Here is a 23,826-nt window from a genome sequence, read left to right on the forward strand (position 1 = left end):
CCGCCGCCGGGGTCGCTACCTAGTCTTCGGCGCATGTCGACGACGACCGAGCCAGCCCCGCAGCTCGACCTCACCGGGCGCACGGCCCTGGTCACCGGCGCCGCCAGCGGCATCGGCGCGGCCTGCGTGACGCGCCTCGCCGGGGCCGGCGCGAAGGTGTATGCCGTCGACCGCGACGGCGAGGGCCTTCGCCAGTTCGCCGACGTGGGCGCGGTGACGCCCCTGCCCGTGGACCTCGCCGACCTCGACGCCGTGGACACCCTGCCGGCGCAGGTCGACATCCTCGTCAACAACGCGGGCATCCAGCACGTCAGCCCCATCGAGGACTTCCCGACGGAGACCTGGGACCTCATCATCCGGCTCATGCTCACCTCGCCGTTCCGCCTCGTGCGGCGCGTGCTCCCCCACATGTATGCCGGTGAGTGGGGCCGCGTCGTCAACGTGTCCAGCGTCCACGGCCTGCGCGCCAGCCCGTACAAGTCGGCTTACGTGTCGGCCAAGCACGGCCTCGAGGGCCTGTCGAAGGTCACCGCCCTGGAGGGTGCCCCGCACGGCGTCACGAGCAACTGCGTCAACCCGGCCTACGTGCGCACGCCACTGGTGGAGCGGCAGATCGCCGACCAGGCCCGGGCGCACGGCATCGGGGAGGACGAGGTGGTCGAGAAGGTGATGCTGACCCCGGTCGCCGTCAAGCGGCTCATCGAGCCCTCCGAGGTGGCCGACCTCGTCGCCTACCTGTGCGGGCCGTCGGCCGCGTCCATCTCAGGGAGCTCCTTCACCATGGACGGCGGCTGGACCGCCCACTGAGCCCGCCATGAGCCTGACCGGAGACAGTCCTAGGATCGCCCCGATGGAGACCGACGAGCCCGCCGCGCTGCGCCTGCTCCGACTGCTGGCCGAGGGAGCCCCCGTGGCCGAGCTGTCGACGGTGGACGACTCCGACGGTGAGGCACGCGAGCTCGCCCTGCGGGTGCGCGCGGCCCTGGAGTCCCGCCGGCGCCGGGAGGCCGAGCTCACCGCCCTGGTCGACACGGCCCGCGACCTCGCCGCGCTCCGCGACCCCTCGGGCGTCCTCGACGCCATCGTGCGACGCGCGAGGACCCTCCTGGGCACCGACGTGGCCTACCTGACGCTCTACGACCCCGAGGCCGGCGACACATTCATGCGGGCGACCGACGGCTCGGTGAGCGCCGAGTTCCAGGTGGTGCGGCTCTCCTTCGGCGACGGCCTCGGCGGCCTGGTGGCCAAGAGCCGCAAGCCGTACTGGACGGCCGACTACTTCCACGACGACCGGTTCCAGCACACCGGCCAGATCGACAGCGCCGTGGGCGACGAGGGCCTGGTCTCCATCTGCGGCACCCCGCTGCTGGCGGAGGGCGAGTTCCTCGGTGTGCTGTTCGCGGCGAACCGCTCGACCCGCCCCTTCAGCCCCGACCAGGTCGCCCTGCTGGCCTCGCTCGCCGCGCTGGCCGCCGTGTCGATCGTGCAGACCCGGGCCGCCGCCGAGACGGCGGACGCCCTGGCCCAGCTCTCGGCCGCCCACGACCTGGTGCGGCACCACACGGCGGGCATCGAGCGGGCCGCCGCGGCCCACGACCGGTTCGCGGCGCTGGTGCTCGAGGGCGGTGGCGTGGAGGACATCACGGCCGCCCTGGCCGAGCTGCTCGGCGGCTGGGTCGTCCTGCTCGGTGACGAGGGCGAGCTCCTGAGCCAGTCGGACGGCTCGTCCCAGGAGGACCCCGACCTCGCCGCCCTGCAGGCGAACCCGGCCGTGCGCGACACCACCCGCACGGGCCGCCTGGCGCACGACGGCACGACGTGGGCCATCGGCGTGCAGGCCGCGCACTCGCAGATGGGGGTGCTCGTCCTCGGCGGAGTGGCGCACCTCGACGAGTCCGACCAGCGCACCCTGGAGCGCGCGGCGGTCGTCTCGGCCCTCGTGCTCCTCTTCGAGCGCGCCGCCGCTGACGCGGAGCAGCGGGTGCGCACCGACCTCGTCTCCGACCTCATCACGGGGCGAGGCGACACCAGCGCCCTCCAGGCCAGGGCCCGGGCCAGCGGCGTGGACCCCACCCGGCCCCACGTGGTCCTCGTGGCGACCGCCGGCGACGACGTCCCCCGCAGGACGCTGCTGATGTCCGCGCACGCCGCAGCGGGACCCGGATCCATCGCCGGCGAGCACGACGGCCGGGTGGTCGCGCTCGTGCCCTCCGAGGACCCCCAGGGCGCCGCAGCCGAGCTCGCCCGCCGGCTGCGCCGGCTCGGCAGCATCACGGTCGGCGGCGCCGGTCCGGTGCGGGCGCCAGAGGACGTGCCCGCGTCCTGGGCGGAGGCGGCCCGCACCTCTGCCGCGCTGTGCGCGCTCGGGATGGGGGGCACGGGAGCCTCGGCAGCGCACCTCGGCTTCGCGGGTCTGGTCGTCGGGAACGACCCGGACGTCGACGGCTACGTGCGCCGCCACCTCGGACCGCTGCTCGACTACGACGAGCGCCGAGGGGCCGAGCTGGTCAAGACGCTCGCGGCCTACTTCGACGCCGGCACCAGCCCGCGCCACGCCGCCACGGCCCTGCACGTCCACGTCAACACGGTCAGCCAGCGGCTGGACCGCATCTCGGCGCTGCTCGGCGCGCAGTGGCAGCACCCGCGGCAGTCACTGGAGCTGCAGCTGGCCCTGCGGCTGCGTCACCTGATGACGTCGAGCTGACCCTCGATGGCGTCGGCGACGGCCGCCACCCCGGGGGCGTCCAGCCTGCCGCGCCGCAGCGCCCCTCCGGCCCAGGGCTCATGGGCGCGCAGGATCGAGGCCCGGGCGGGCGCGGCGGACAGACCCGAACAGGCCGCGGCAGGTCCTCGTGCTGTTCGACGGTGCCGGGGTCAGGACAGGCGGGCCACCAGCTCGCTGGCGATGCTCTCGGGAGTCAGCCCGAGCCGGTCGAGGATCTGGCCGCGCGAGGCGTGGTCGATGAACTCGGTGGGGATGCCGTGCTGGTGCACGGGCACCGACAGCCCCGCCTCGGTGAGCGCGGCCGCGATGTGCGTTCCCACGCCGCCGATCTCGAGGTTGTCCTCGATGACGGCGACGGCGCGGGCGGAGCGGGCGGCCTCGACCAGGTCGGGGCTGACCGGGAGCGACCAGCGCGGGTCGACCACCTGGACGCGCAGGCCCTGGGCCTCGAGCTTCTCCCCGACGGTGAGCGCCGGCGCCGCCATGCAGCCGATGCCCACCACGAGCAGGTCGATCCCGTCGCCGTCGCCCGCGGGCTGGCGCAGCACGTCGACGCTGCCGAGGCTTGCCACGGCCGGGATCGGCTCGGGCGCAGTGCCTTTCGGGAAGCGGATCACGCTCGGCGCGTCGCTGATGTCGACCGCGTCGCGCAGGGCGGCGCGCACCTGCTCGCCGTCACGGGGCGCCGCGAGGTGCAGTCCGGGCACCATGCCGGTGAGCGTCATGTCCCACATGCCGTGGTGGGAGGCGCCGTCGGGACCGGTGATGCCCGAGCGGTCGAGCACGAACGTGACGCCTGCCTTGTGCAGCGCACAGTCCATGAGCAGCTGGTCGAAGGCGCGGTTCAGGAACGTCGCGTAGACGGCGATGACCGGGTGGAGCCCGCCGAAGGCCAGGCCTGCGGCCATGGTGGTGGCGTGCTGCTCGGCGATGCCGACGTCGAAGATCCGTTCGGGGTGTGCCGTGGCGAAGTCGCTGAGGCCGACCGGGATGAGCATGGCTGCGGTGATGCCCACGACGTCGTCGCGCTCCGCGCCGATGGCGACCATCTCGTCGCTGAACTCGTCGGTCCAGGAACGTCCGGAGATCTCCAGGGGCAACCCGGTCTCGGGGTTGATGACGCCCACGGCGTGGAAGCGGTCGCCCTCGTGGTTGCGGGCGTGGTCGTAGCCGCGGCCCTTCTGCGTGATGACGTGGACGAGGACGGGAGCGCCGTACGAGCGGGCCCGGCGCAGCGCCGCCTCCACCGCCTGCTCGTCGTGCCCGTCGACCGGACCGAGGTACTTCAGGCCGAGGTCCTCGAACAGCCCCTGCGGGGCAACGATGTCCTTCAGGCCCTTCTTCATGCCGTGGAGCGTCTCGTACATCGCACCGCCGACCACCGGGGTGCGGTGCAGCGTGTGCTTGCCCCAGTCGAGGAAGCGCTCGTACCCACGGGTGGTGCGCAGCGTGGCGAGGTGGTCGGCGAGGCCGCCGATGGTCGGGGCGTAGGAGCGGGTGTTGTCGTTGACGACGATGACCAGCGGCAGGTCCTTGTCGGCGGCGATGTTGTTGATCGCCTCCCATGCCATGCCGCCGGTGAGCGCGCCGTCGCCGATGACGGCGACCGTGTGCCGGTCGCGCTCGCCCCGCAGGCGGCGCGCCTTGGCGATGCCGTCGGCCCACGACAGGGACGTGGAGGCGTGCGAGTTCTCCACGACGTCGTGGGGAGACTCGGCGCGGCTCGGGTAGCCGGAGAGGCCGCCACGGGTGCGCAGGCCCGTGAAGTCCTGCCGGCCGGTCAGCAGCTTGTGCACGTAGGACTGGTGGCCGGTGTCGAAGACGATGGCGTCCCTGGGGCTGTCGAAGACCCGGTGCAGGGCGATGGTGAGCTCGACCACGCCGAGGTTGGGGCCGAGGTGGCCCCCGGTCTTCGACACGGAGTCGACGAGGAAGGTGCGGATCTCCTCCGCGAGGCCCGGCAGCTGCGAGGCGGAGAGCCGCTTGAGGTCGTCAGGGCCGGTGATGGTCTCGAGCACACCCACGATGAGGACAGTCCTTTCCAGGGGAACCGTCTGAGTCTATGCGCTCCCCACGGACACCTCGAACTCGTCCGGCAGCCCGGTCACCAGCGCGGTGCCGTCGTGCCCCGCCTGCACCGAGAACGGGTGGCCGTGGAACCGCAGCCCGTGGACCGTGACGGCCCCGAAGGGCGCGGTCGGAGGCGGGGTCACCAGGAGCCCGCCACCCCCGTCCGGCCTCAGCCCGAGCGCCACGGTGACGAGCACCGCGGCCGACGCGGCCGACCAGGCCTGTGGCAGGCAGGACGCGGGGTACGGCGCGGGCCGACCCAGGAGCGGCAGGCCGGAGTACAGCTCCGGGTAGCGGTAGCCGAACGCCTCCCCCGCGTCGAGCAGCGCACGGGCGACGCGTCCCGCGGCCGCCCGGTGCCCCTCGCGGGCCAGGCCCCAGGCGGCGATGGCCGTGTCATGGGTCCAGATCGAGCCGGTGTGGTAGCCGATCGGGTTGAAGCCCCCGTTGCGGCTGCCCAGCGTGCGCACGCCGAAGGCGTCGAGCATCTCGGCACTCGTGAGCACCTCGGCGACGCGCACCGCCTGGCCGCCGGTCACGGTGCCGGTGCCGAGGACGTGGCCCATGTTGGAGCCGAGGCCGTCGACGGCCGCTCCGGACCCGTCGAGCGCCATCGCCAGGTGGTCGCCGGCGTCCGTGGACACCCAGAACCGCTGCGCCACGCGGTGGCGGAGGGCGGCCGCCGCCTGCTCCGCCTCGAGCGCCCCCTCCTCCCCCAGCGCCCCGAGGAGGCGGGCCGCGTGGTCGAGGGCCTCGACGGCATACGCCTGGGCCTCGACCAGCGCGATCGGTCCTTCCGCAATGCGTCCGTCGCGCCAGCGGATCGCGTCGACGGAGTCCTTCCACCCCTGGTTCGCCAGACCGGTGCCGGTCGTGTCGAGGTACTTCAGCAGGCCGTCGTCGTCGGGCTGGCCCGGGCCGGTGAGCCACCCGACGGCGGCCCTCAGGGCGGGCAGCAGCTCGCGCACCTCGCTCTCGGGCAGCCCCCACTGCCAGGCCTCGCCGAGCAGGGTCACCCACAGCGCGGTCGCGTCGACGGTGCCCCAGTAGACCGGCGGGAGCGACAGGCCGCTCTCCGGGTCGTGGTATGCCGTGCGGCGCAGCTCGTGGGGGATCTTGCCGGGCGCCTCCGCGGTCTCCTCGTCGAACCGCCGCCCCTGGCGGCGGGCGAGCGTGCGCAGGGTCCCGGCCGAAAGCTCGGTACCGAAGGGCAGCATCATCCGGGCCGTCCACAGCGAGTCACGCCCGAACAAGGTGAGGTACCAGGGCGACCCGGCCGCCGCGAACACGTCGTCCGGCGCCTGCGGGTCGCGCAGCAGCAGGTGGCGCAGGTCGTCGACGGCGGCCGTGAAGGCCCTCCCCAGCCGGGGGTCGTCGGACTCCACCACCAGGCCCTGCCAGAGCGCCGCATCGGACCCACGGTCGGCGTCCAGCGCCGACACGGCGGTGCGCCGGACGTCGGCGCTGAGCACCACGGTGGCGGTCGCCTGCGGGGGGACCTCGAGCGCGAAGACGGCACGGACGACACCTCCCTCCCCGGTGACCTCCTCGGGCGCCGGGTCGAAGGCGACGGCCGTCTCGTGCCGGTCGAGCGCGAACGTGGCGACGACCGGTGCGATGCGCGGCTCGACCGGCTGCTCAGCGGTGTGCCCCGCCTTCACCGCGGCGATGCCGCGTCCGTCGGCCGCGACCTCGAGCTGCAGCCGGCAGCTCACCGGGTCGGGTCCCCGGTTGGTGACGGCGACCCGTTCGCGCAGGTGCGGCCCCTCCAGTTCCCTGGTGCGCCGGACCTCGACCTGGGGGTCGGCACCGGGGACGCCGAGGTTGCGGGCCGACAGGAGGAACTCGGCCGTGGCGCCGCGCGCCTCGCTCGCCACCCACGCAGGGGCCTCGCCCTGCACCGTGAGTGCGAGGTGGCTCAGGACGCGGACGTCGTCGACGTAGAGACCGTGCGCCGAGCCGGCGGTGACGTCACCGGAGCGGCCCGACAACACGGTGGTGTTGCCGTCGACGCAGGTCGTCAGGGTGTGCAGCCATGGCTGGCGGGCCGGTCCGTCAGCCGGACCGGCTGCAGCTCGCGACTGCGGGGGCACGCTCCGACCCTAGACCTGCCCGTCACAGGCGGGGGACGAATCGCCTGCCCTGGAGGGCCTCGTACAGCAGGGCGGCGCTGCGCTTGGCCGCGAGCAGCCGCACCCCCTCGGCCTCGATGTCGGCCATGATCTGCGCCAGCCCGTCGGCGGGGACCCGGTCACCGAGCTCCACGCGCGACTCACGGTAGGCCTGGCGCATGGCCACCAGCTGCGCCTCGATGTGCCGGGACGCCACCCAGGCGAGCGCCACCGGGTACCGCCGCCAGCCGGCATACCCGCGGTAGTCGGGCGGGCAGTGGTCGAGCAGCCACGACACGGCGGGCACCTGCCACCCCTCGCTCTCGGGCGGGGGGACGCCATCGGGCCAACCGGGGGGCACAGCGCTGCTCACAGCGCCATTGTCCGCGACGGGGCCGACAGACCCCGTCCCGGACCCGACCGCCGGCTCAGTCCTGCGGCACCCCCGTCTGGTCACGCACGTACTGCCAGAAGCTCTTGCGTGCCTGCTCCGTCTCCCGGTGCAGGGGCCCGTAGTGGGTGGGGCGTGGGCGCCGGTCCTGCCAGAAGAGGCCGGTAGGCCACGGGTCGGGCGTGGCCGTCAGCCAGACGGTGGTGTCGGCGCCGGCCTCGGCGGTGCGCAGCAACGGACCCATGACGCGCACGAAGCCGGGCAGCGCCTCGTCGAGGCCGGGCGTGCGGCCCCAGCCGGGGTGCAGGGACGCCACGTCGATCCCGTGCCGGCCCAGTCGCTGCGCCCACTGCTCGGCCAGCACCACCTGCATGCGCTTGGTGCGCGCGTAGGCCGTCACCCCGGAGTACTCGCCCCGGGCGTACTCGTAGTCGTCCTCGGGCAGCCCCTGGCCGTACATGCCACCGGAGGCGACGACGAGCACCCGGCCACCACGCAGCACCTCGGCCAGGCGGAAGGTCATCAGGTGCGGCCCGAGCACGTGGGTCGCCAGCGTGAGCTCGTGGCCCTGGGGTGTGGTCCCGCGTTCCGGCGGCAGCAGGCCGGCGTTGTGGACGAGGGCGTGCAGGGAGGTCACCTCGCGCGACAGCGTCGCGCAGTAGTCCTCCACCGCTTCGAGGTCGCCGACGTCGCAGGCGGCGGAGTGCAGCCGCGCGTCGGGGTGCTGTGCCCGGATCTGCTCCTCGGCGGTGTGCAGGCGGTCGAGGCTGCGCCCGACCAGGTGCACGTCGGCGCCCAGCCCGGCCAGGCCGGCGGCCGTCGACAGGCCCAGTCCCCCGCTGGCGCCGGTGACCACGACGTGCTTGCCGCGCAGCGCGTCAGCGGGCGGGTCGGCAGGCCACCAGTACTGCCGCAGGGCGGGGCCGACCCTCGACCACCCCAGCACGACGGACTTGTCGAGCAGCCAGTCCAGGGCAGTGGCAGGACGCGATGAGCTCATGACGCCAACGTAGGCGTCGTGGCCTGCAACCGCGCGCCGCCGGGTGAGCCACCGACCCCGGACACGACGGAGGGGTATGCCGCGTGGTGACCACGCGGCATACCCCTCTCGTTGCGGTGCTAGGCGTCAGCCGTTCACGAGGGAACGGAGGACGTACTGCAGGATGCCGCCGTTGCGGTAGTAGTCGGCCTCGCCGGGGGTGTCGATGCGGACGACCGCGTCGAACTCGACCGCCTCGCCGCCCTCCTTCTGCGCCACGACCTTGACCGTGCGCGGCGTGGTGCCCGAGTTCAGCTCGGTGACACCGGAGATCGAGAAGGTCTCGGTGCCGTCGAGGCCGAGGGAGTCCGCGGACTCACCGGCGGGGAACTGCAGCGGCAGGACGCCCATGCCGATGAGGTTGGAGCGGTGGATTCGCTCGTAGCTCTCGGCGATGACGGCCTTGACGCCCAGCAGGCGGGTGCCCTTGGCGGCCCAGTCGCGGGACGAGCCCGAGCCGTACTCCTTGCCGGCCAGGATCACCAGCGGCACGCCGGCCTCCTGGTAGGCAGCCGAGGCGTCGAAGATCGTCGTCTGCTCGCCGCCGGCGAGGAAGTTGCGGGTGAAGCCACCCTCGACCCCGTCGAGCAGCTGGTTCTTCAGGCGGATGTTGGCGAAGGTGCCGCGGATCATGACCTCGTGGTTGCCGCGGCGCGAGCCGTAGGAGTTGAAGTCCCTCCGCTCGACGCCGTGCTCGGCGAGGTACCTGCCCGCCGGGCTGTCTGCCTTGATCGAGCCCGCCGGGCTGATGTGGTCGGTCGTGACCGAGTCACCCAGCTTGGCGAGCACCCTTGCGCCCTCGATGTCCTCGACCGGGGTCGTCTCCATCTGCATGCCCTCGAAGTACGGGGGCTTGCGGACGTAGGTGGACTCCGCGTCCCACTCGAAGGTGTTGCCCTCGGGGGTGGGGAGCGACTGCCAGCGCTCGTCACCGGCGAAGACGTCGGCGTAGTCGCTGGTGAACATCTCCTTGGTGATGCTCTCCGAGATCGTCCGCTCGACGTCCGCGGGCGCCGGCCACAGGTCACGCAGAAAGACGTCGTTGCCCTCGGTGTCCCTGCCCAGCGGCTCGGTCTCGAAGTCGAAGTCCATCGTGCCGGCCAGGGCGTAGGCGATGACCAGCGGCGGCGACGCGAGGTAGTTCATCTTCACGTCGGGGTTGATGCGGCCCTCGAAGTTGCGGTTGCCCGAGAGCACCGACACGACGGCGAGGTCGTTGTCGTTGATCGCCTTCGAGATCTCGTCGTTCAGCGGGCCGGAGTTGCCGATGCAGGTCGTGCAGCCGTAGCCGACGAGGTGGAAGCCGAGCTTCTCGAGGTAGGGCCACATGCCGGCCTTCTCGTAGTAGTCGGAGACCACCTTGGAGCCGGGCGCCATCGAGGTCTTCACCCAGGGCGCGACCGACAGGCCCTTGTCGACGGCGTTCCTGGCCAGCATGGCCGCGGCCATCATCACCGACGGGTTGGAGGTGTTGGTGCAGCTCGTGATCGAGGCGATGGAGACGATGCCGTGGTCGATCTCGAAGGTGTTGCCCTCGGCGGTGGTGACGCTCACCGGGCGCGACGGACGGTCGACGCCGTTGCCCTCGTCGGCCGGCTTGTCGCCGCCGTTCTGGCCATCGGTGCTGCTGCCGGCCTGAGCCGTGGGGTCACTGGCGGGGAAGCTCGACGCCTGGCCCGGGTCGCCCTCGTGGTGGGAGACGTAGGTCGGCAGTACCTTGCGGAAGGCGGACTTGGCGTCGGTGAGCGCGATGCGGTCCTGCGGGCGCTTGGGGCCGGCGATGGACGGCACGACGGTCGACAGGTCGAGCTCGAGGTACTCGGAGTAGCGCGCCTCGGGCTGGTCCGGGCCGGCCTGGAGCCACATGCCCTGCTCCTTGGCGTACGCCTCGACGAGCGCGACGGACTCCTCGGAGCGGCCGGTCAGGCGCAGGTACTCCAGGGTGACGTCGTCGATCGGGAAGATCGCGCAGGTGGAGCCGAACTCCGGGCTCATGTTGCCGATCGTGGCGCGGTTGGCCAGCGGCACCTGGGAGACGCCGTCGCCGTAGAACTCGACGAACTTGCCCACCACACCGTGCTTGCGCAGCATCTCGGTGATCGTCAGCACGACGTCGGTGGCCGTGGCACCGGAGGGGATCGAGCCGGAGAGCTTGAAGCCGACGACGCGCGGGATGAGCATCGAGACCGGCTGGCCGAGCATGGCCGCCTCGGCCTCGATGCCGCCGACGCCCCAACCGAGCACGCCGAGGCCGTTGACCATCGTGGTGTGCGAGTCGGTGCCGACGCAGGTGTCGGGGTACGCCACGCCGTCGCGGACCATGACGGTCCGGGCGAGGTGCTCGATGTTGACCTGGTGGACGATGCCGGTGCCCGGGGGGACGACCTTGAAGTCGTCGAACGCGGTCTGGCCCCAGCGAAGGAACTGGTAGCGCTCGCGGTTGCGCTCGTACTCGATCTCGACGTTCTTCTCGAACGCGTCGGGACGGCCGAAGACGTCGATGATGACGGAGTGGTCGATGACGAGCTCGGCGGGGCTCAGCGGGTTGATCCGGGCCGCGTCACCGCCGAGCTCGGCGACCGCCTCGCGCATGGTGGCGAGGTCGACGACGCACGGCACGCCGGTGAAGTCCTGCATGATCACGCGGGCCGGCGTGAACTGGATCTCGGTGTCGGGCTCGGCGTTCTCGTCCCAGCCGCCGATGGCCCGGATGTGGTCGGCGGTGATGTTGGCGCCGTCCTCCGTGCGCAGGAGGTTCTCCAGCAGCACCTTGAGGCTGTAGGGCAGGGTCTCGCTGCCCTCGACCGCCGAGAGCCGGTAGACCTCGTAGGAGTTTCCTCCCACCTTCAGCTCGCCGTGTGCATTGAAGCTGTTCGCGCTGGCCACAGCCTGCTCCTTCCGCAGCAGAGTCTCATTTATCTTGACGTCAAGATATCTAACCACATCGGCACCGTCCAGTGCTCCCCCGCCCGCGTACGGCGCGACGGGGAGGCTGCGCCGCTACGAATCCAGTCGATCCTTCTCCAAAGCCTCCCGCAAGGAAAGGGGCAGCGGCTTCTTGGCCCGCACGGCCAGGCCCGCGGCGACGTAGGTGATGGTCACGACCGCGCACAGCAGGCCGTCGCCGGCCCGGTGGATCTCGTGGCGCAGGGTGAAGGACGACTCCCCCACGCGCACGGGCCGGACCACGATGTCGGCGTGGTCCCCCGCCTGGAGGCTGGCCAGCCACTCGATGTCGGCGTGGCGCACCAGCGGCACCGCGTCATCGGCGATCGCCTTCTCCAGCGGGTACCCCAGGGACGCGAGGTAGGCCAGCCGCGCGTCGTCGCACCACGCGAGGTACCACGCGTTGAAGACCACCCCCGCCTGGTCGACCTCGAAGAAGCGCACCTCGACGGTGTGGGTGAACGGCTGGCTCACTCAGGCTCCCTGCGGCTCGAAGACGGCGAGGCACTCGACGTGGTGGGTCATGGGGAAGGCGTCGAAGGCGCGCAGCGCGCGCAGGCCGTAACCGGCCTCCTTCAGGTATGCCGTGTCGCGGGCGAGCGCGGCCGGGTCACAGGCCACGTAGGCGACGACCCTCGGGCCCAGGCTCGCGACCTGCTGCGCGACCTGTCGGCCAGCGCCGGTGCGCGGTGGGTCGAGCACCACGAGATCAGCGCGAATTCCCTGTCGCACCAGTGGCTTCAGCACCTTGTCCACCCGCCCGGGTCGCAGCTCCACCCACGGGTGCGTCCGCGTGTTGCGGCGGGCGCTGGCCATCGCCGGCCCCTCCGCCTCGACGGCGAGCACCGCCCCGTCCGGCCCGACCGCGTCGGCGAGGGCGAGCGCGAAGAGCCCCACGCCGGCATACAGGTCGACCGCGCGCTCACCCTGTCGCGGACCCAGCGCCTGGAGCACCGCGTCGACGAAGGTCGCCGCGGCACCGGGGTGCACCTGCCAGAACCCGCGCGAGCCGACCTCGAAGGTCGCCTCCCAGGCCCCCGCGCGGACCGACTCTCGGACCACCGGGGCGGTCTTCTCGCCGCTGGGCACCGGCACCACCACGGCTTGCTCGGTGGTGCTGGGCGCGACGACGTCGACGGCCCGCTCACCCGGCCAGCTCCTGCCGAGGACTCCGGCCTCCCGCACGCGGTCGTGGGCGATGAGGCAGTCCTCGACGGTGAGGACGTCGTGGGAGCGGTGCCGGCGCAGGCCGGGTCGGCCCTCGGCGTCGACGGCGAACTCCACGCGCGTGCGCCAGCCGAGGCCGTGGCGGTCGCCCGGCACCGCCTCGACCTCGATGTCGACGTCCAGCCCCGCCAGGCGGGCGAACTGCTCGCGCACCACGCTCGCCTTCAGGTGCCGCTGCTCGCTCAGCTCGACGTGCTGGAAGTCGCAACCACCGCACAGCCCGGGACCGGCATACGGGCAGGGCGCGGCGACCCGGTGCGGGCTGGCCTCGAGGACGTCCACGGCATCGGCGCGCACGAACCGCTGGCCGGGCCTGGCCTCGGTGATGCGTACCCGGACCCGCTCCCCGGGCAGCGTGTGGCGCACGAACACGACGCGCCCCTCGTGCCGGGCGACGCAGTGGCCGCCGTGGGCCACCGGTCCCACGACCACCTCGACCTCGTCGCCGGTGGCCAGCTCGCCGAGGTCCGGGGCGTCGGTCATTCGCCGCGCCGCACGGCGCCGACCGAAGGACCGTCGAGCCGCTCCTCCTGGCCCTCCGAGGAGGCGAGCTGCCACGGCACGCTCGCGACCATCACGCCCGGGGTGAACAGCAGTCGTGACTTCAGCCGCAGGGCGCTCTGGTTGTGCAGCACCTGCTCGTACCAGCGGCCGAGGACGTACTCCGGGATGTAGACCACGACGACGTCGCGCGGGTTGCCGCTGCGGATGGACTTCACGTAGTCGACGACCGGCCGGGTGATCTCCCGGAAGGGCGAGTCGAGCGCCTTGAGGGGGACGGGCAGGTCGCGACGGTCCCACTCCTGCTGCAGCGCCTTGGTCTCCTCCGTGTCGACGTTGACCGTGATGGCTTCGAGCACCGAGGGCCGGGTCGCCCTCGCGTAGGCCAGCGCGCGCAGCGTCGGCTTGTGGATCTTGGAGACCAGGACGATCGCGTGCACGCGCGAGGGCAGCCGCTGGTGGTCGATGTCGCTCTCGGAGACAGCGAGCTCCTCGCGGACCCGGTCGTAGTGCCTGCGGATGCCGAGCATCAGGAAGAACAGCACGACCATGGCGGCGATCGCGTAGCCAGCGCCGTGCATGAACTTCGTGGCGAGGACGACCAGCAGCACGATGCCGGACATCGCCGCGCCGATGGCGTTGATGATGCGGCTGCGCTGCATCCGGGCCCGCGCGGCGGGGTCCCGCTCCAGGGGCAGGTGCCGGTTCCAGTGCCGGATCATGCCGGTCTGGCTGAGGGTGAAGGACACGAAGACGCCGACGATGTAGAGCTGGATCAGCTTCGTCACCTGGGCGTCGTAGAGGACGATGAGGAACGCCGCGGCGCCCGCCAGGATGATGATGCCGTTGGAGAAGGCGAGCCGGTCGCCGCGGGTGTGCAGCTGGCGGGGCAGCCAGCCGTCCCGCGCCAGGATCGACCCCAGCACCGGGAATCCGTTGAAGGCGGTGTTGGCCGCCAGGAAGAGGATGAGCCCGGTCACGATGGAGACGAGGATGACTCCGGGGGTGAAGTCGTCGAAGACCGCATGGGCGACCTGGCCCATGATGGTCTCCTGGACGTAGTCCTCCCCCACCGGCTGGCCGTTGCGCCTCAGCTGCTCGGCCGGGTTCTCGGCGTACTTCACGCCGGTCCACGTGGCGAGCGCGATCATCGACAGGAGCATCGTGACGGCGATGGTTCCCATCAGCAGCAGGGTCGTGGCGGCGTTCCTGCTCTTGGGCTTCTCGAAGGCGGGGACACCGTTCGAGATCGCCTCCACGCCGGTGAGCGCCGCGCAGCCCGAGGAGAACGCGCGGAGCATGAGGAAACCCATCGCGAGCGCGCTCATGGCGGCGTGCTCCGGGTCGGCCACGAGCTCGAGCGAGGCGCTCTCCGCCTGGGGCAGCGTGCCCGTGAAGTGCCTGACCATCCCGACGGCGGCCATGCCGAGGACGCTGACCATGAACAGGTAGGTCGGGGCGGCGAAGGCGGCACCACTCTCCTTGACACCGCGCAGGTTGATCGTGGTCAGCAGCACCACGAGCCCGACCGCCACGAGCGCCTCGTGGCCCCGCACGAAGGGCAGCGCCGCAGCGGCGTTCTGCACACCGGAGGAGATCGACACGGCGACGGTCAGCACGTAGTCGACCAGCAGGGCGCTGGCGACGGTGAGGCCCGCCCTCGGGCCGAGGTTCACGGTGGCCACCTCGTAGTCACCACCACCGGAGGGGTAGGCGTGCACGTTCTGGCGGTACGACGCGACGACCACCAGCATGACCGCCACGACGCCGAGCGCGATCTCCCAGGAGTGCGTCAGCGCCAGGGCACCACCGGCCAGACCGAGGGTCAGGAAGATCTCGTCCGGTGCGTAGGCCACCGACGACAGGGCGTCGCTCGCGAACACGGGGAGGGCGAGCTTCTTCGGGAGGAGCGTCTCCCCCAGCCGGTTGCTCTGCATGGCACGACCGACGAGGAGGCGCTTGACGAGGCGTCCAGAAGTTGGCACGCAGACACTCTAGGCCGCCGCCGCATGGGCTTGCGCATCCGTAGGCCCGCACCGTGTAGCGTCGCTGTCGTGCATTTCGTGATCATGGGCTGTGGCCGTGTGGGCTCCACGCTCGCCCGCAGCCTCGAGCGTCAGGGACACGACGTCGCAGTGGTCGACCAGGACGAGTCCGCGTTCCGCAGGCTGGGCTCCAGCTTCGAGGGCCGGCGCGTCACCGGGGTCGGCTTCGACCGCGACACGCTGATCGACGCCGGCATCCAGCAGGCCTACGCCTTCGCGGCGGTCTCGAGCGGTGACAACTCCAACATCCTCGCGGCTCGTGTGGCCCGCGAGACCTTCGGGGTCGAGCACGTGGTCGCCCGCATCTACGACCCCGGCCGTGCCGAGGTCTACCAGCGCCTCGGCATCCCCACGGTGGCCACCGTGAAGTGGACGGCCGACCAGATGCTGCGCCGGCTCCTCCCCCAGGGCCACGTCCCCGAGTTCACCGACCCGTCGGGCAAGGTCGTCCTCGCCGAGGTCCCCGTCAACCCGGGCTGGGTCGGGCGCCGGATCACCGACCTCGAGGGCGCCAGTGGTGGCCGCGTGGCCTTCCTGACCCGCCTCGGCTCCGGCATGCTCCCCGGCGCCGACACCGTCTACCAGGAGGGCGACCTGCTCCACATCGCCACCCTCGCCGGGGAGCTGCCCGTGGTCGAGCGCGTGCTCGACTCCGCTCCCCAGCCGGCCGAGGCCTGAGGCAAGGAAGGACCCCCATGCGAGTCGTCATCGCCGGAGCGGGCAGCGTCGGGCGCTCCATCGCGCGCGAGCTGATCCACAACGGCCACCAGGTGCTCCTCATGGACCGCGAGCGCAAGGACGTGCAGGCCAGCCGGGTGCCGGAGGCCAACTGGCTGCTGGCCGACGCCTGCGAGATCGCCGCCCTGCACGAGGCCGGCCTCGCCGACTGTGACACGGTCGTCGCCGCCACCGGCGACGACAAGGTCAACCTCGTGGTGTCGCTGCTGGCCAAGACCGAGTTCGGGGTGCCGCGCACCGTGGCCCGCGTCAACAACCCCAAGAACGAGTGGATGTTCGACGAGGCCTGGGGCGTCGACGTCGCCGTCTCCACCCCGCGGCTGATGACGGCCCTCGTGGAGGAGGCCGTCAGCATCGGCGACCTCGTGCGCATCTTCCAGTTCCAGCAGGGCCGGGCGACGATGGTCGAGCTCACGCTGCCCGCCGACAGCCCGTATGCCGGCAAGCGCGTCGGCGACATCACCTTCCCCGGTGAGACGGTGCTGGTGGGCATCATCCGCGAGGACCACCCGATCGCCCCGTCGCGCGACGACTCCCTCGAGCCCCACGACGAGCTGCTGTTCATCACCACGCCGGAGTTCGAGGACTCCCTCGAGGCGATGCTCAGCCCCGGAGACCGCCACCCGCGCGAACGCGACTGAGGGCCGGGCCGGTCACGGCCTGGGTTCGCCGCCGGCGTGGTGCGCGGCCTGCCAGGTCTGCTCGCTGTCGGGCGCCGGCACCACCTGCGGGGTCTGGCCGCGCAGGAGCATCCAGCCCATGACAGCGACCGCGACCACCCAGGCCGGCCACCCGAGCGCCACCTTGGCGACCCCCAGCCAGGCGACCTGCCCGGCGAAGTAGAGCGGGAGCATGATCGCCACCCGCACGGCATACAGGGCCACCAGCACCATCGTGAGCCGCTGGCACACCCGCACCAGACCGGGGTCGCGTCGCCACGCGAACGGGTCCTCGGCCATCCGCGGGTCACCCACGCCCACCATGAACCCGACCACGGGCCAGCGCACGAGCACCGAGACCAGCGTCCCCACGCCCCACGCGGCGCTGGTGAGGATCCCGGGCAGGAAGGCGTCCTCGGCGCGCCCGCTGCGCAGCGCGAAGAACGCCGCGATGGCGGTGGCGAACACCGCGGAGAGGATGAACTGAAGGCTCTGCCGCTGGACCACGGCCACGACCGCGAGGACCGCCGTCAGCACGCCGGCGGTGACCACCGCGGTCATGATGTCCTTCTGCCACGTCCACACGACGACGAACGCCACCATGGGCAGCGCCGACTCGATGGATCCGCGCCATCCGCCGAGCGCTGTCGAGAGCCGGTGGCGGATGACCTCCTCGACCGTCGGCGCCGGGTGGGTCGCCGCGACGGGCTCCTGCTCAGTGGCCACGGGACGGCACGATCTCGTAGGCGGGGTTGAAGATGGTCGGCATTCCTCTCAGGTACGTGACCCGTCCGGTCGCGCGCAGGTAGGTGCCCGGCTCGATGCCACCGATCGTGCGACGCCCGAGCCAGATGAGGTTGATGGTCCGGCTGCCGTCGTAGAGGTCGACGACGAGGGCCGGCACGTTGACCCGCGGGCGCAGCGTCACGGCCCGCACGGTGCCGGTCACGGTCGCGACCTGGCGGTCCTTGAGGTCGGACATCCGGGTGGCGCCGTGCCGGGCCGTGTCCTCCTGCAGCTCGGCGGCCTCGATCTGCTGGGCCGTCCTCGTCAGCCGCTCACCGAGCCGCCCGAGGAGCGAGCGGTGGTGGCCGTCCGCTGTGCTGGTGCCCGAGGATGCAGGGGTTGCCGCCATCGAAAGCCCTACCGGACCTCGGTGATCTCGGGCCCGCGCTCGAACGGGTTGAGGTCGTCGGCGCTGCGGCCGGTGCCCTCGTCGTCCACCTCGTCCTCGACCGCATCGGTGACCTCCTGCGGGAGGCGCAGCGGGAGCAGCTCGCGCGGCGCCATGGCGACGTCGCCACGCACCACCACGGTCTGGCGGAGCACGTCCATGAGGGCCTCGGCGGCCTCGTCCTCGATCGCGGCACGGCCGGAGAAGACGGCACGCAGGAACCATCGCGGCCCGTCGACACCCACGAACCGCGCGGGGGCGAAGACGGTGCGGCCGTCCGGGCCGGCGCTCGGCATGCGGGTGCGCAGCTCGGTGCCGAGGACGCCGCGCTGCTCGTCGGCCGTGCCGCCCTGGCTCACGATCGACTCGGCGATCTCGGAGCGGATGTCGTCCCAGATGCCCATGGTCTTGGGCGCCGCGAACGCCTGGAGCTGCACAGCCGAGTCGCCGAGGACGGCGGTGGCCCCCACGACGTTCTGGGTCGCCTCCTCCACCTCGAGCCGCAGCTCCATGCCCGCCACGCCCTTGATCCACAGCGCGCCGAGGTCGAGGCGGCCGGTGGGGCCGTCGACCTCGCTGGCGTCGAAGGGCCCCTGCGCCTCGGCGGCACCCGCGTCGCCCGTGGCCTCGGCGGCCGACGATGTGGGCTGGCCCTCGACGTCCTCGGGAGCGCGGTGCTCCCGGGCCTCGTCGGGGGTGACGGTGTCGTCGCCGGTCGGCTGCTGGTCCTTGTTGCGTCGGAAGATGCTCACTGCCTCGTCAATCTCTCGATGGTGCGTCTGGTGCCAGTGCGTCCGGGGTGGCGCCGAAGCCACCACTGGCCCCGTGTCCAGTCTCCCCCCGAGCGGTCTCGGTGAGCGTGTCGACCTCGGTGAAATCGGCCAGTGCGACCTGCTGGACGACCAGCTGGGCGATCCGGTCACCCCGCTGGACGGTGAACGGCTCCCGCGGGTCGTGGTTGACCAGGTTCACGAGGATCTCTCCACGGTAGCCCGCGTCCACGGTGCCGGGCGCGTTCACGATGCCGATGCCGTGCCGAGCCGCCAGGCCCGAGCGCGGGTGCACCAGGCCGACGAAGCCGACGGGCAGCGCGACGGCCACGCCGGTGGGCACCAGGGCCCGTGCCCCCGGCTCAAGCGTCACCTCCCGGGCGGCCCGCAGGTCGGCTCCGGCGTCACCGGGGTGAGCGTATGCCGGGAGCGGCAGACCGGGGTCGAGTCGCCGGATCTGCACGGGGACGCGAGAAGGGCCAGTCACGAGGACTGACCCTATCTCTGCCGCGGCTCTGCTCAGGCGGCGCACTCCGTGCACACCATCTGGCCGTTGACCTCCTTGGCCAGCTGGCTGCGGTGGTGCACCAGGAAGCAGCGCGAGCAGGTGAACTCATCGGCCTGGCGCGGCAGCACCCGCACGGAGAGCTCTTCGCCGGAGAGGTCGGCCCCGGGCAGCTCGAATCCCTCGGCCTGCTCGGTCTCGTCCACGTCCACACTGGACGCGCTCTTGTCGGCCCGTCGGGACTTCAGCTCCTCGATGGAGTCCTCGGACAGCTCGTCGTCAGTCTTGCGCGGCGCGTCGTAGTCAGTCGCCATGATCGCTGTCGCTCCCCTTTGCTTAGGTTTCGTGCGTCGGTGGTGTGGTGCCCGCCCTGGCCGGCGCGCGTGTCTGCTGCATCAACGCAGCCGGTCCTGCTTTTGTGCCCGGTTCTGGTGGTCGGCGTCAGCGGATTGTGCCCTATCCACATCCCCCCGGCATCACCCGGGGCCCAGATGCCCACCGACCGGACCGGAGACCTTGGCAAACAGGGCAATCCGGGCATTGTGAGCAGGGCCACACGGGGGCGGCAAGCACGCAGGTCAGGCGGGCGCCTTGACCGTTCCTTTACTGCCCGTTCACCGAGATATCGGCAACCCGGATGCCTGCCTTGGGCGTCTTTCCCCTTAGAGTCCTTGCGCCAGCCGGGAGCGAGACGCTTGAGAAGAGGTGCACCATGACCGAGTTCCACGCCGAGATGCGCGATCGTGCCACGACCGCGGTCGAGTCGCTGAAGCAGGCCCAGGACAGCGGCGACGACTTCCTCGTCGAGGTGCGCGAGGCAGAGCTGGAGAACCTCGCCCGGCTCGCGAGCGAGCACGGGCTGCGGATTCCGGAGCTCCAGGCCTTCACGGCGGCCTGATCCCTTCGTCCAGCCCACTCAGCCCGCCGCTTCGACCTCGGGAGCGAAACGCCGTCGCAGGACCTCGGCGACAGCGCCGGGCGTGAACCACTCCGGGAGCGACTCGCCGCGCGCGAGTCGCTCCCGCACCTCGGTGCCCGAGATGACGTGGACCCGGGTCCCGCGCGAGACCTGCTCCACCGGCTCGTAGCTGCCGGTCGCCTCCACGTAGCCCAGTTGCGGGTAGGCCACCATCGAGATCTCGAGCTCGTGCTCGTGACGGCGCACCAGCGCCTGCGCGGCATACGGGTCGAAGAACGGCCCCCCCGAGCTGTCGGTGCCGGGGCCGGCGTGGTCCCGGCCGACGATCATGTGGGTGGCACCGAAGTTCTGGCGGATGATCGCGTGCCACAGGGCCTCTCGTGGCCCACCCATCCGCATGGCCAGCGGCAGGAGCGCCAGCGTGACCTCGCCCCGCGGGTAGCTCGGCATGAGCTGGCGGTAGCAGGCGACCCGGGTCGCGACGTCGATGTCGCCGGGCTTCGTGGGACCGACCACGGGGTGCACCAGCAGGTGGGCCCCGGTCTCCCGGGCCGCCCGGACCGTGAGCTCCTGGTGGGCGCGGTGCATCGGGTTGCGGGTGTTGAACGCCACGACCCGACGCACGCCGAGCTCGTCGAAGTGCCGTCTCAGGGCGGCCGGCGAGAACCGCAGGTCGGCACCCTCCCGCCCGGCGGTGTGCACGGCGCGCGGCAGCACCTCCAGGGCACCGGCGACGTACCAGGACTGGGTGTCGTTCAGCAGCCGGTGGACCGACGGGTGCGCCGGGTCGCACTTGCCGAAGACCGCTTCCGCCTCGCTGCCGGGATCGACACGCCAGGAGCTGCGGGGTTCGAGCGCGGCCAGCAGGCGCCCCTGCCCGTCCCGCAGGGCGAGGCGCCCGGCAGCGGTCGCCCGGCGCAGGGTGGGCTCGTCGACGTCGAGGACCACCGGCATGGGCCACAAGGTGCCGTCGGCCAGGCGCAGCCGCTCGCAGACACCTCGGTGGTCCTCCTCGCCCATGAAGCCGGTCAGCGGCGAGAAGGCCCCGCAGGCCAGGAGCTCGAGGTCGCACTGGAGCCGCTCCGTGAGCACCCGGTCCGGCCAGTGCGCGGCAGCCTGCTCCAGCTCGCCGGCCCGCTCCGGGCCGACGACCAGGTCGACCAGCCGGTTGCCGTGTGGTCGCGACAGTCCCCGGTCAGCGTGCATCTGCCCCCTCCAGCGGTCGGGTCCGCTCGTGCCGTCATTCTGGGGCGCGGCGCGGGGCGGCGGCTCACACGTTTGACGGAGATGGCCCATCAGGGCCCACGAGCCGCACGGCCGCCGCCACGACCTCCTCGAGCCTGGCGAACAGGCCCGGCGGGCCCGCGATGACCATGCGCGAGTCGGCAGGCTCCCCGTACAGGCCCCCGAAGGCCCCTCCTGCCTCGGTGACCACCAGCCAGGCGGCTGCCATGTCCCAGGCGTTGAGGCCGCGCTCGTAGTAGGCGTCGAGCTCGCCGTCGGCCACGTGGCACAGGTCGAGGGCCGCGCTGCCGATGCGCCGGATGTCGCGGACCTGCGGGATCACCTCCAGCAGCACCTTGGCCTGCCAGACGCGCACGCTCGCCTCGTAGCCGAACCCACTGCCCACCAGGGCCTGTGACAGGTCTGCCTGGTCACCGACCCGCAGCCGCTCGGGATCCTTTCCCGCCGACCTGCGCCAGGCGCCGCCGCCGAGGCGGGAGTGGAAGGTCCGTCCCCGCTCGGGGTCGACCACCGCGCCGGCGACGGGGCGCCACCGACCCGGGGTCGCCGGGTCGCCCACCACGGCGGCGACCGACACGGCATACGCGGGGATGCCGTAGAGGTAGTTGACCGTGCCGTCTATGGGGTCGACGACCCAGGTGACGCCCGAGGTGCCCCTGTCGCCCCCCTCCTCCTCGCCCAGGAAGCCGTCACCGGGGCGGGCGGCCCGCAGCCGTTGTCGGAGCAGGTCCTGCGCGCGCTGGTCCATGACGGTCACCACGTCGGTGGCGCTCGACTTGGTCCGGGCGACGCCGAGGCCGTCGGGCCGGTCCTCCACGATCAGCCGGGCCGCCTCCTGCGCGACCTCGACGGCGAGCCGCTCGAGCTCCTCGAGCGGCAGCCCGTCCGGGACCTCGACATCTGGGCCGGCCGGCACGGCGCCCACCCGTCAGTCCTGCCCGCACAGGGCGGGCTTGGCCACCCGCAGGTTCGGGCAGCAGCCGGGACGACAGACCGAGGGCCGCACGTCCGAGCCGGGCCACACCGGCCTGGCAGGCTCCTCGCCCCGCGCCTCCCCCGCCCGCTCCAGGAGCAGGTCCACCAGGCCGGAGACGAACTCCGCGTCGGTGCCCACCGTGGGGACCCGCACCATCCTCAAGCCCAGCCGCTCGGCCGTCTCGGCCGCCTCGGTGTCGAGGTCGTAGATGACCTCCATGTGGTCGGAGACGAAACCGATGGGCGCCAGCACCACGGCGGCCGCGCCCTCGGACGCCAGCTCCTCGAGGCGGTCGTTGACGTCGGGCTCGAGCCACGGCTGGGTCGGCGGGCCGGAGCGCGAGCAGAACACCAGCTCGCCCTCGAGGTCCAGGTCGAGGGTGGCCCCCACCTCCGCGGTGATGGCTGCCCCCAGGGCGATGTGCTGGCGGCTGTAGAGGTGGCCCTCGGAGTCGCCCGGGCCGGAGGTCTCGTCCATCGCGGTGGGGACGGAGTGCGTGACGAAGAGCAGCCGGATGGCGGCCGGCGCGACGCCCTCGCGCACCAGGCTGCGGACCGCCTCGGTGACCAGCCGGGAGTTGACCCGCGAGAACCCGGGGTGGTTGTAGTAGGGCCGGATCTTGTCGACCTCGATCTCGATGCCCTCCTCCTGTGCCTGGGCGACCGCCCCCGCGAGGTCCTCGCGGTACTGCCGGCACGAGGAGTAGGAGGAGTAGGCGCTCGTGACCACCGTGACGAGGCGGCGCAGGCCTCGCCCGTGCGCCTCGCGCAGCGCCTCGATGGTGAAGGGCGTGAAGTTGCGGTTGCCCCAGATGAGGGGCGTGTCGACCTCGCGCCGGTCGAGCTCGGCTCGCAGCGCGGCCAGCAGGGCGCGGTTCTGGTCGTTGATCGGGCTCCTGCCGCCGAACCGGTAGTAGTGCTCCCCCACCTCCTGCAGCCGCTCGTCGGGGATGCCCTTGCCGGCGGTCACGGTGCGCAGGAACGGCAGGACGTCCTCGGGCTTCTCGGGCCCGCCGAAGGAGAGGAGCAGGATGCCGTCGTAGGGCTGGAGCGGGTTGTCCGGGGCGGCAGCGGGCTCGGTCACGTCAGGTCTCCGGTGCGTAGGGGTTTGGGGGCGTGGATGTCGAGGATGACAGCGGCCATCCTGATGACGAATACGAGGCCGACGCAGCCCCAGATTGCCGCTGTGCTGATGAGGTCGTAGTGGTGAGCCGCCACGATCAGCGCCGAGCCGAGCAGAGCCGGCAGGGCGTACATCTCGCGCCGGAGCACCTCGGGCACCTGGCCGGCCAGGAGGTCGCGCAGCATGCCGCCCCCCACCGCCGTGATGCCGCCGACCACGACGGCGGCCAGCGGGTCGACGCCCGCGCCCAGAGCCTTGAGCGAGCCGCCGACCGCGAAGGTGGCCAGCCCGGCGGCGTCGAGGACGAGGACCACCTTGGAGATCCGTGCCACGCCCGGGTGGAACAGGAACGTGATGATCCCGGCGACGACGGCCGCGCCCAGCAGCCGCCAGTCGCTGATGCCGACCGGCGGGATGTCGCCGATGAGCAGGTCGCGCAGCACGCCCCCGCCCAGGGCCGCCGCGGACGCGAGGACGAGCACGCCGAAGAGGTCTAGCCGCTTCCTCACGGCGACCAGGCCACCGGTCAGGGCAAAGGCGAAGATGCCCACCAGGTCGAGGGCCAGCTGGAGGTTCGCATCGAGGGTGAGCATCGCGAGCCCAACCTACCGCCGCGGCGTGGGCGCTTTGCCCTTGCGTGGCAAGGTGGCAGAGTCAGGGGTC

General features: G+C 72.3%; 22 protein-coding genes. 5 read left to right on the top strand and 17 right to left on the bottom strand.

All coding sequences use genetic code 11. From position 1 onward, the window contains the following. Nucleotides 1-33 precede the first annotated feature (33 nt). Nucleotides 34-807, top strand: coding sequence for a 3-hydroxybutyrate dehydrogenase (locus tag P2F65_RS01125; protein ID WP_275803315.1), 774 nt, complete (start codon nucleotides 34-36; stop codon nucleotides 805-807). Nucleotides 808-850: 43 nt separating this feature from the next. Further along, a complete protein-coding gene (locus tag P2F65_RS01130) occupies nucleotides 851-2,704 on the top strand; it encodes a helix-turn-helix domain-containing protein (protein ID WP_275803317.1) in 1,854 nt (617 codons plus the stop codon). 170 nt (nucleotides 2,705-2,874) lie between these two features. On the opposite strand, the gene dxs is transcribed toward P2F65_RS01130, so the two are convergent. From dxs to P2F65_RS01170, 8 genes are all read right to left on the bottom strand, one after another. Continuing rightward, a complete protein-coding gene (dxs, locus tag P2F65_RS01135) occupies nucleotides 2,875-4,749 on the bottom strand; it encodes a 1-deoxy-D-xylulose-5-phosphate synthase (RefSeq protein WP_275803318.1) in 1,875 nt (624 codons plus the stop codon). A gap of 36 nt (nucleotides 4,750-4,785) precedes the next feature. Beyond that, a complete protein-coding gene (locus P2F65_RS01140; protein WP_275803320.1) occupies nucleotides 4,786-6,888 on the bottom strand; it encodes a glycogen debranching N-terminal domain-containing protein in 2,103 nt (700 codons plus the stop codon). A 22-nt stretch (nucleotides 6,889-6,910) separates the two neighbouring features. Next, a complete protein-coding gene (locus tag P2F65_RS01145) occupies nucleotides 6,911-7,213 on the bottom strand; it encodes a hypothetical protein (protein WP_275803322.1) in 303 nt (100 codons plus the stop codon). Between the two features lie 121 nt (nucleotides 7,214-7,334). Next, nucleotides 7,335-8,297 carry an SDR family NAD(P)-dependent oxidoreductase gene (locus P2F65_RS01150; protein ID WP_275803324.1) on the bottom strand — a complete coding sequence of 321 codons (963 nt, stop codon included), beginning with the start codon at nucleotides 8,295-8,297 and terminating at the stop codon, nucleotides 7,335-7,337. Between the two features lie 126 nt (nucleotides 8,298-8,423). Next, nucleotides 8,424-11,222: an aconitate hydratase gene (locus P2F65_RS01155; RefSeq protein WP_275803326.1), complete on the bottom strand. Its 2,799-nt coding sequence runs from the start codon at nucleotides 11,220-11,222 to the stop codon at nucleotides 8,424-8,426. A gap of 114 nt (nucleotides 11,223-11,336) precedes the next feature. Then, nucleotides 11,337-11,756, bottom strand: a complete 420-nt coding sequence (locus P2F65_RS01160; RefSeq protein WP_275803328.1) for a thioesterase family protein — start codon at nucleotides 11,754-11,756, stop codon at nucleotides 11,337-11,339. Next, nucleotides 11,757-12,992 (bottom strand): class I SAM-dependent RNA methyltransferase, encoded by a 1,236-nt coding sequence (locus tag P2F65_RS01165; protein WP_275803330.1) that lies wholly within the window; start codon nucleotides 12,990-12,992, stop codon nucleotides 11,757-11,759. After that, entirely contained in the window at nucleotides 12,989-14,947 is a 1,959-nt protein-coding gene (locus P2F65_RS01170) for an APC family permease (protein ID WP_275807191.1), read from the bottom strand. The genes P2F65_RS01165 and P2F65_RS01170 overlap by 4 nt, the downstream gene beginning before the upstream one ends. Nucleotides 14,948-15,064: 117 nt before the next feature. On the opposite strand from P2F65_RS01170, the gene P2F65_RS01175 reads away from it, so the two are divergent. Further along, nucleotides 15,065-15,733: a TrkA family potassium uptake protein gene (locus tag P2F65_RS01175; protein WP_275803332.1), complete on the top strand. Its 669-nt coding sequence runs from the start codon at nucleotides 15,065-15,067 to the stop codon at nucleotides 15,731-15,733. Nucleotides 15,734-15,750: 17 nt separating this feature from the next. After that, a complete protein-coding gene (locus tag P2F65_RS01180) occupies nucleotides 15,751-16,434 on the top strand; it encodes a TrkA family potassium uptake protein (protein ID WP_275803334.1) in 684 nt (227 codons plus the stop codon). A 12-nt stretch (nucleotides 16,435-16,446) separates the two neighbouring features. Here P2F65_RS01180 and P2F65_RS01185 read toward each other — a convergent pair whose 3' ends face one another. Genes P2F65_RS01185 through P2F65_RS01205 form a run of 5 tightly spaced genes read right to left on the bottom strand, consistent with a single transcriptional unit; the run spans nucleotide 16,447 to nucleotide 19,215 of the window. Next, complete coding sequence (locus P2F65_RS01185) at nucleotides 16,447-17,178, bottom strand: DUF3159 domain-containing protein (RefSeq protein ID WP_275803336.1); 732 nt, start codon at nucleotides 17,176-17,178, stop codon at nucleotides 16,447-16,449. Continuing rightward, complete coding sequence (locus tag P2F65_RS01190; RefSeq protein WP_275803338.1) at nucleotides 17,168-17,587, bottom strand: OB-fold nucleic acid binding domain-containing protein; 420 nt, start codon at nucleotides 17,585-17,587, stop codon at nucleotides 17,168-17,170. The genes P2F65_RS01185 and P2F65_RS01190 overlap by 11 nt, the downstream gene beginning before the upstream one ends. 8 nt (nucleotides 17,588-17,595) lie before the next feature. Beyond that, nucleotides 17,596-18,378 (bottom strand): DUF3710 domain-containing protein, encoded by a 783-nt coding sequence (locus tag P2F65_RS01195; RefSeq protein ID WP_275803340.1) that lies wholly within the window; start codon nucleotides 18,376-18,378, stop codon nucleotides 17,596-17,598. A 7-nt stretch (nucleotides 18,379-18,385) separates the two neighbouring features. Continuing rightward, on the bottom strand, nucleotides 18,386-18,883 hold the full coding sequence (gene dut / locus P2F65_RS01200; protein ID WP_275803342.1) for a dUTP diphosphatase: 498 nt from the start codon (nucleotides 18,881-18,883) through the stop codon (nucleotides 18,386-18,388). A 32-nt stretch (nucleotides 18,884-18,915) separates the two neighbouring features. Continuing rightward, entirely contained in the window at nucleotides 18,916-19,215 is a 300-nt protein-coding gene (locus P2F65_RS01205) for a DUF4193 domain-containing protein (protein WP_275803344.1), read from the bottom strand. 398 nt (nucleotides 19,216-19,613) lie between these two features. Here P2F65_RS01205 and P2F65_RS01210 point away from each other — a divergent pair, with 398 nt between their 5' ends. Continuing rightward, the gene (locus P2F65_RS01210) at nucleotides 19,614-19,799 is read left to right on the top strand and encodes a hypothetical protein (protein ID WP_275803345.1); all 186 of its coding nucleotides are present in this window, start codon (nucleotides 19,614-19,616) and stop codon (nucleotides 19,797-19,799) included. 18 nt (nucleotides 19,800-19,817) lie between these two features. Here P2F65_RS01210 and sat read toward each other — a convergent pair whose 3' ends face one another. The 4 genes from sat to P2F65_RS01230 all read right to left on the bottom strand — a co-directional run bounded on the left by sat (nucleotide 19,818) and on the right by P2F65_RS01230 (nucleotide 23,756). Next, entirely contained in the window at nucleotides 19,818-21,026 is a 1,209-nt protein-coding gene (gene sat / locus P2F65_RS01215; protein ID WP_275803347.1) for a sulfate adenylyltransferase, read from the bottom strand. A gap of 64 nt (nucleotides 21,027-21,090) precedes the next feature. Beyond that, a complete protein-coding gene (locus P2F65_RS01220) occupies nucleotides 21,091-21,990 on the bottom strand; it encodes an inositol monophosphatase family protein (protein ID WP_345803666.1) in 900 nt (299 codons plus the stop codon). Between the two features lie 3 nt (nucleotides 21,991-21,993). Then, on the bottom strand, nucleotides 21,994-23,124 hold the full coding sequence (locus P2F65_RS01225; protein ID WP_275803349.1) for a ferrochelatase: 1,131 nt from the start codon (nucleotides 23,122-23,124) through the stop codon (nucleotides 21,994-21,996). After that, a complete protein-coding gene (locus tag P2F65_RS01230; RefSeq protein WP_275803351.1) occupies nucleotides 23,121-23,756 on the bottom strand; it encodes a trimeric intracellular cation channel family protein in 636 nt (211 codons plus the stop codon). Before P2F65_RS01230 ends, P2F65_RS01225 begins: the two co-directional genes overlap by 4 nt. Nucleotides 23,757-23,826 lie beyond the last annotated feature (70 nt).

The sequence above is a fragment of the Knoellia sp. p5-6-4 genome, assembly GCF_029222705.1.
GTDB lineage: Bacteria > Actinomycetota > Actinomycetes > Actinomycetales > Dermatophilaceae > Pedococcus_A.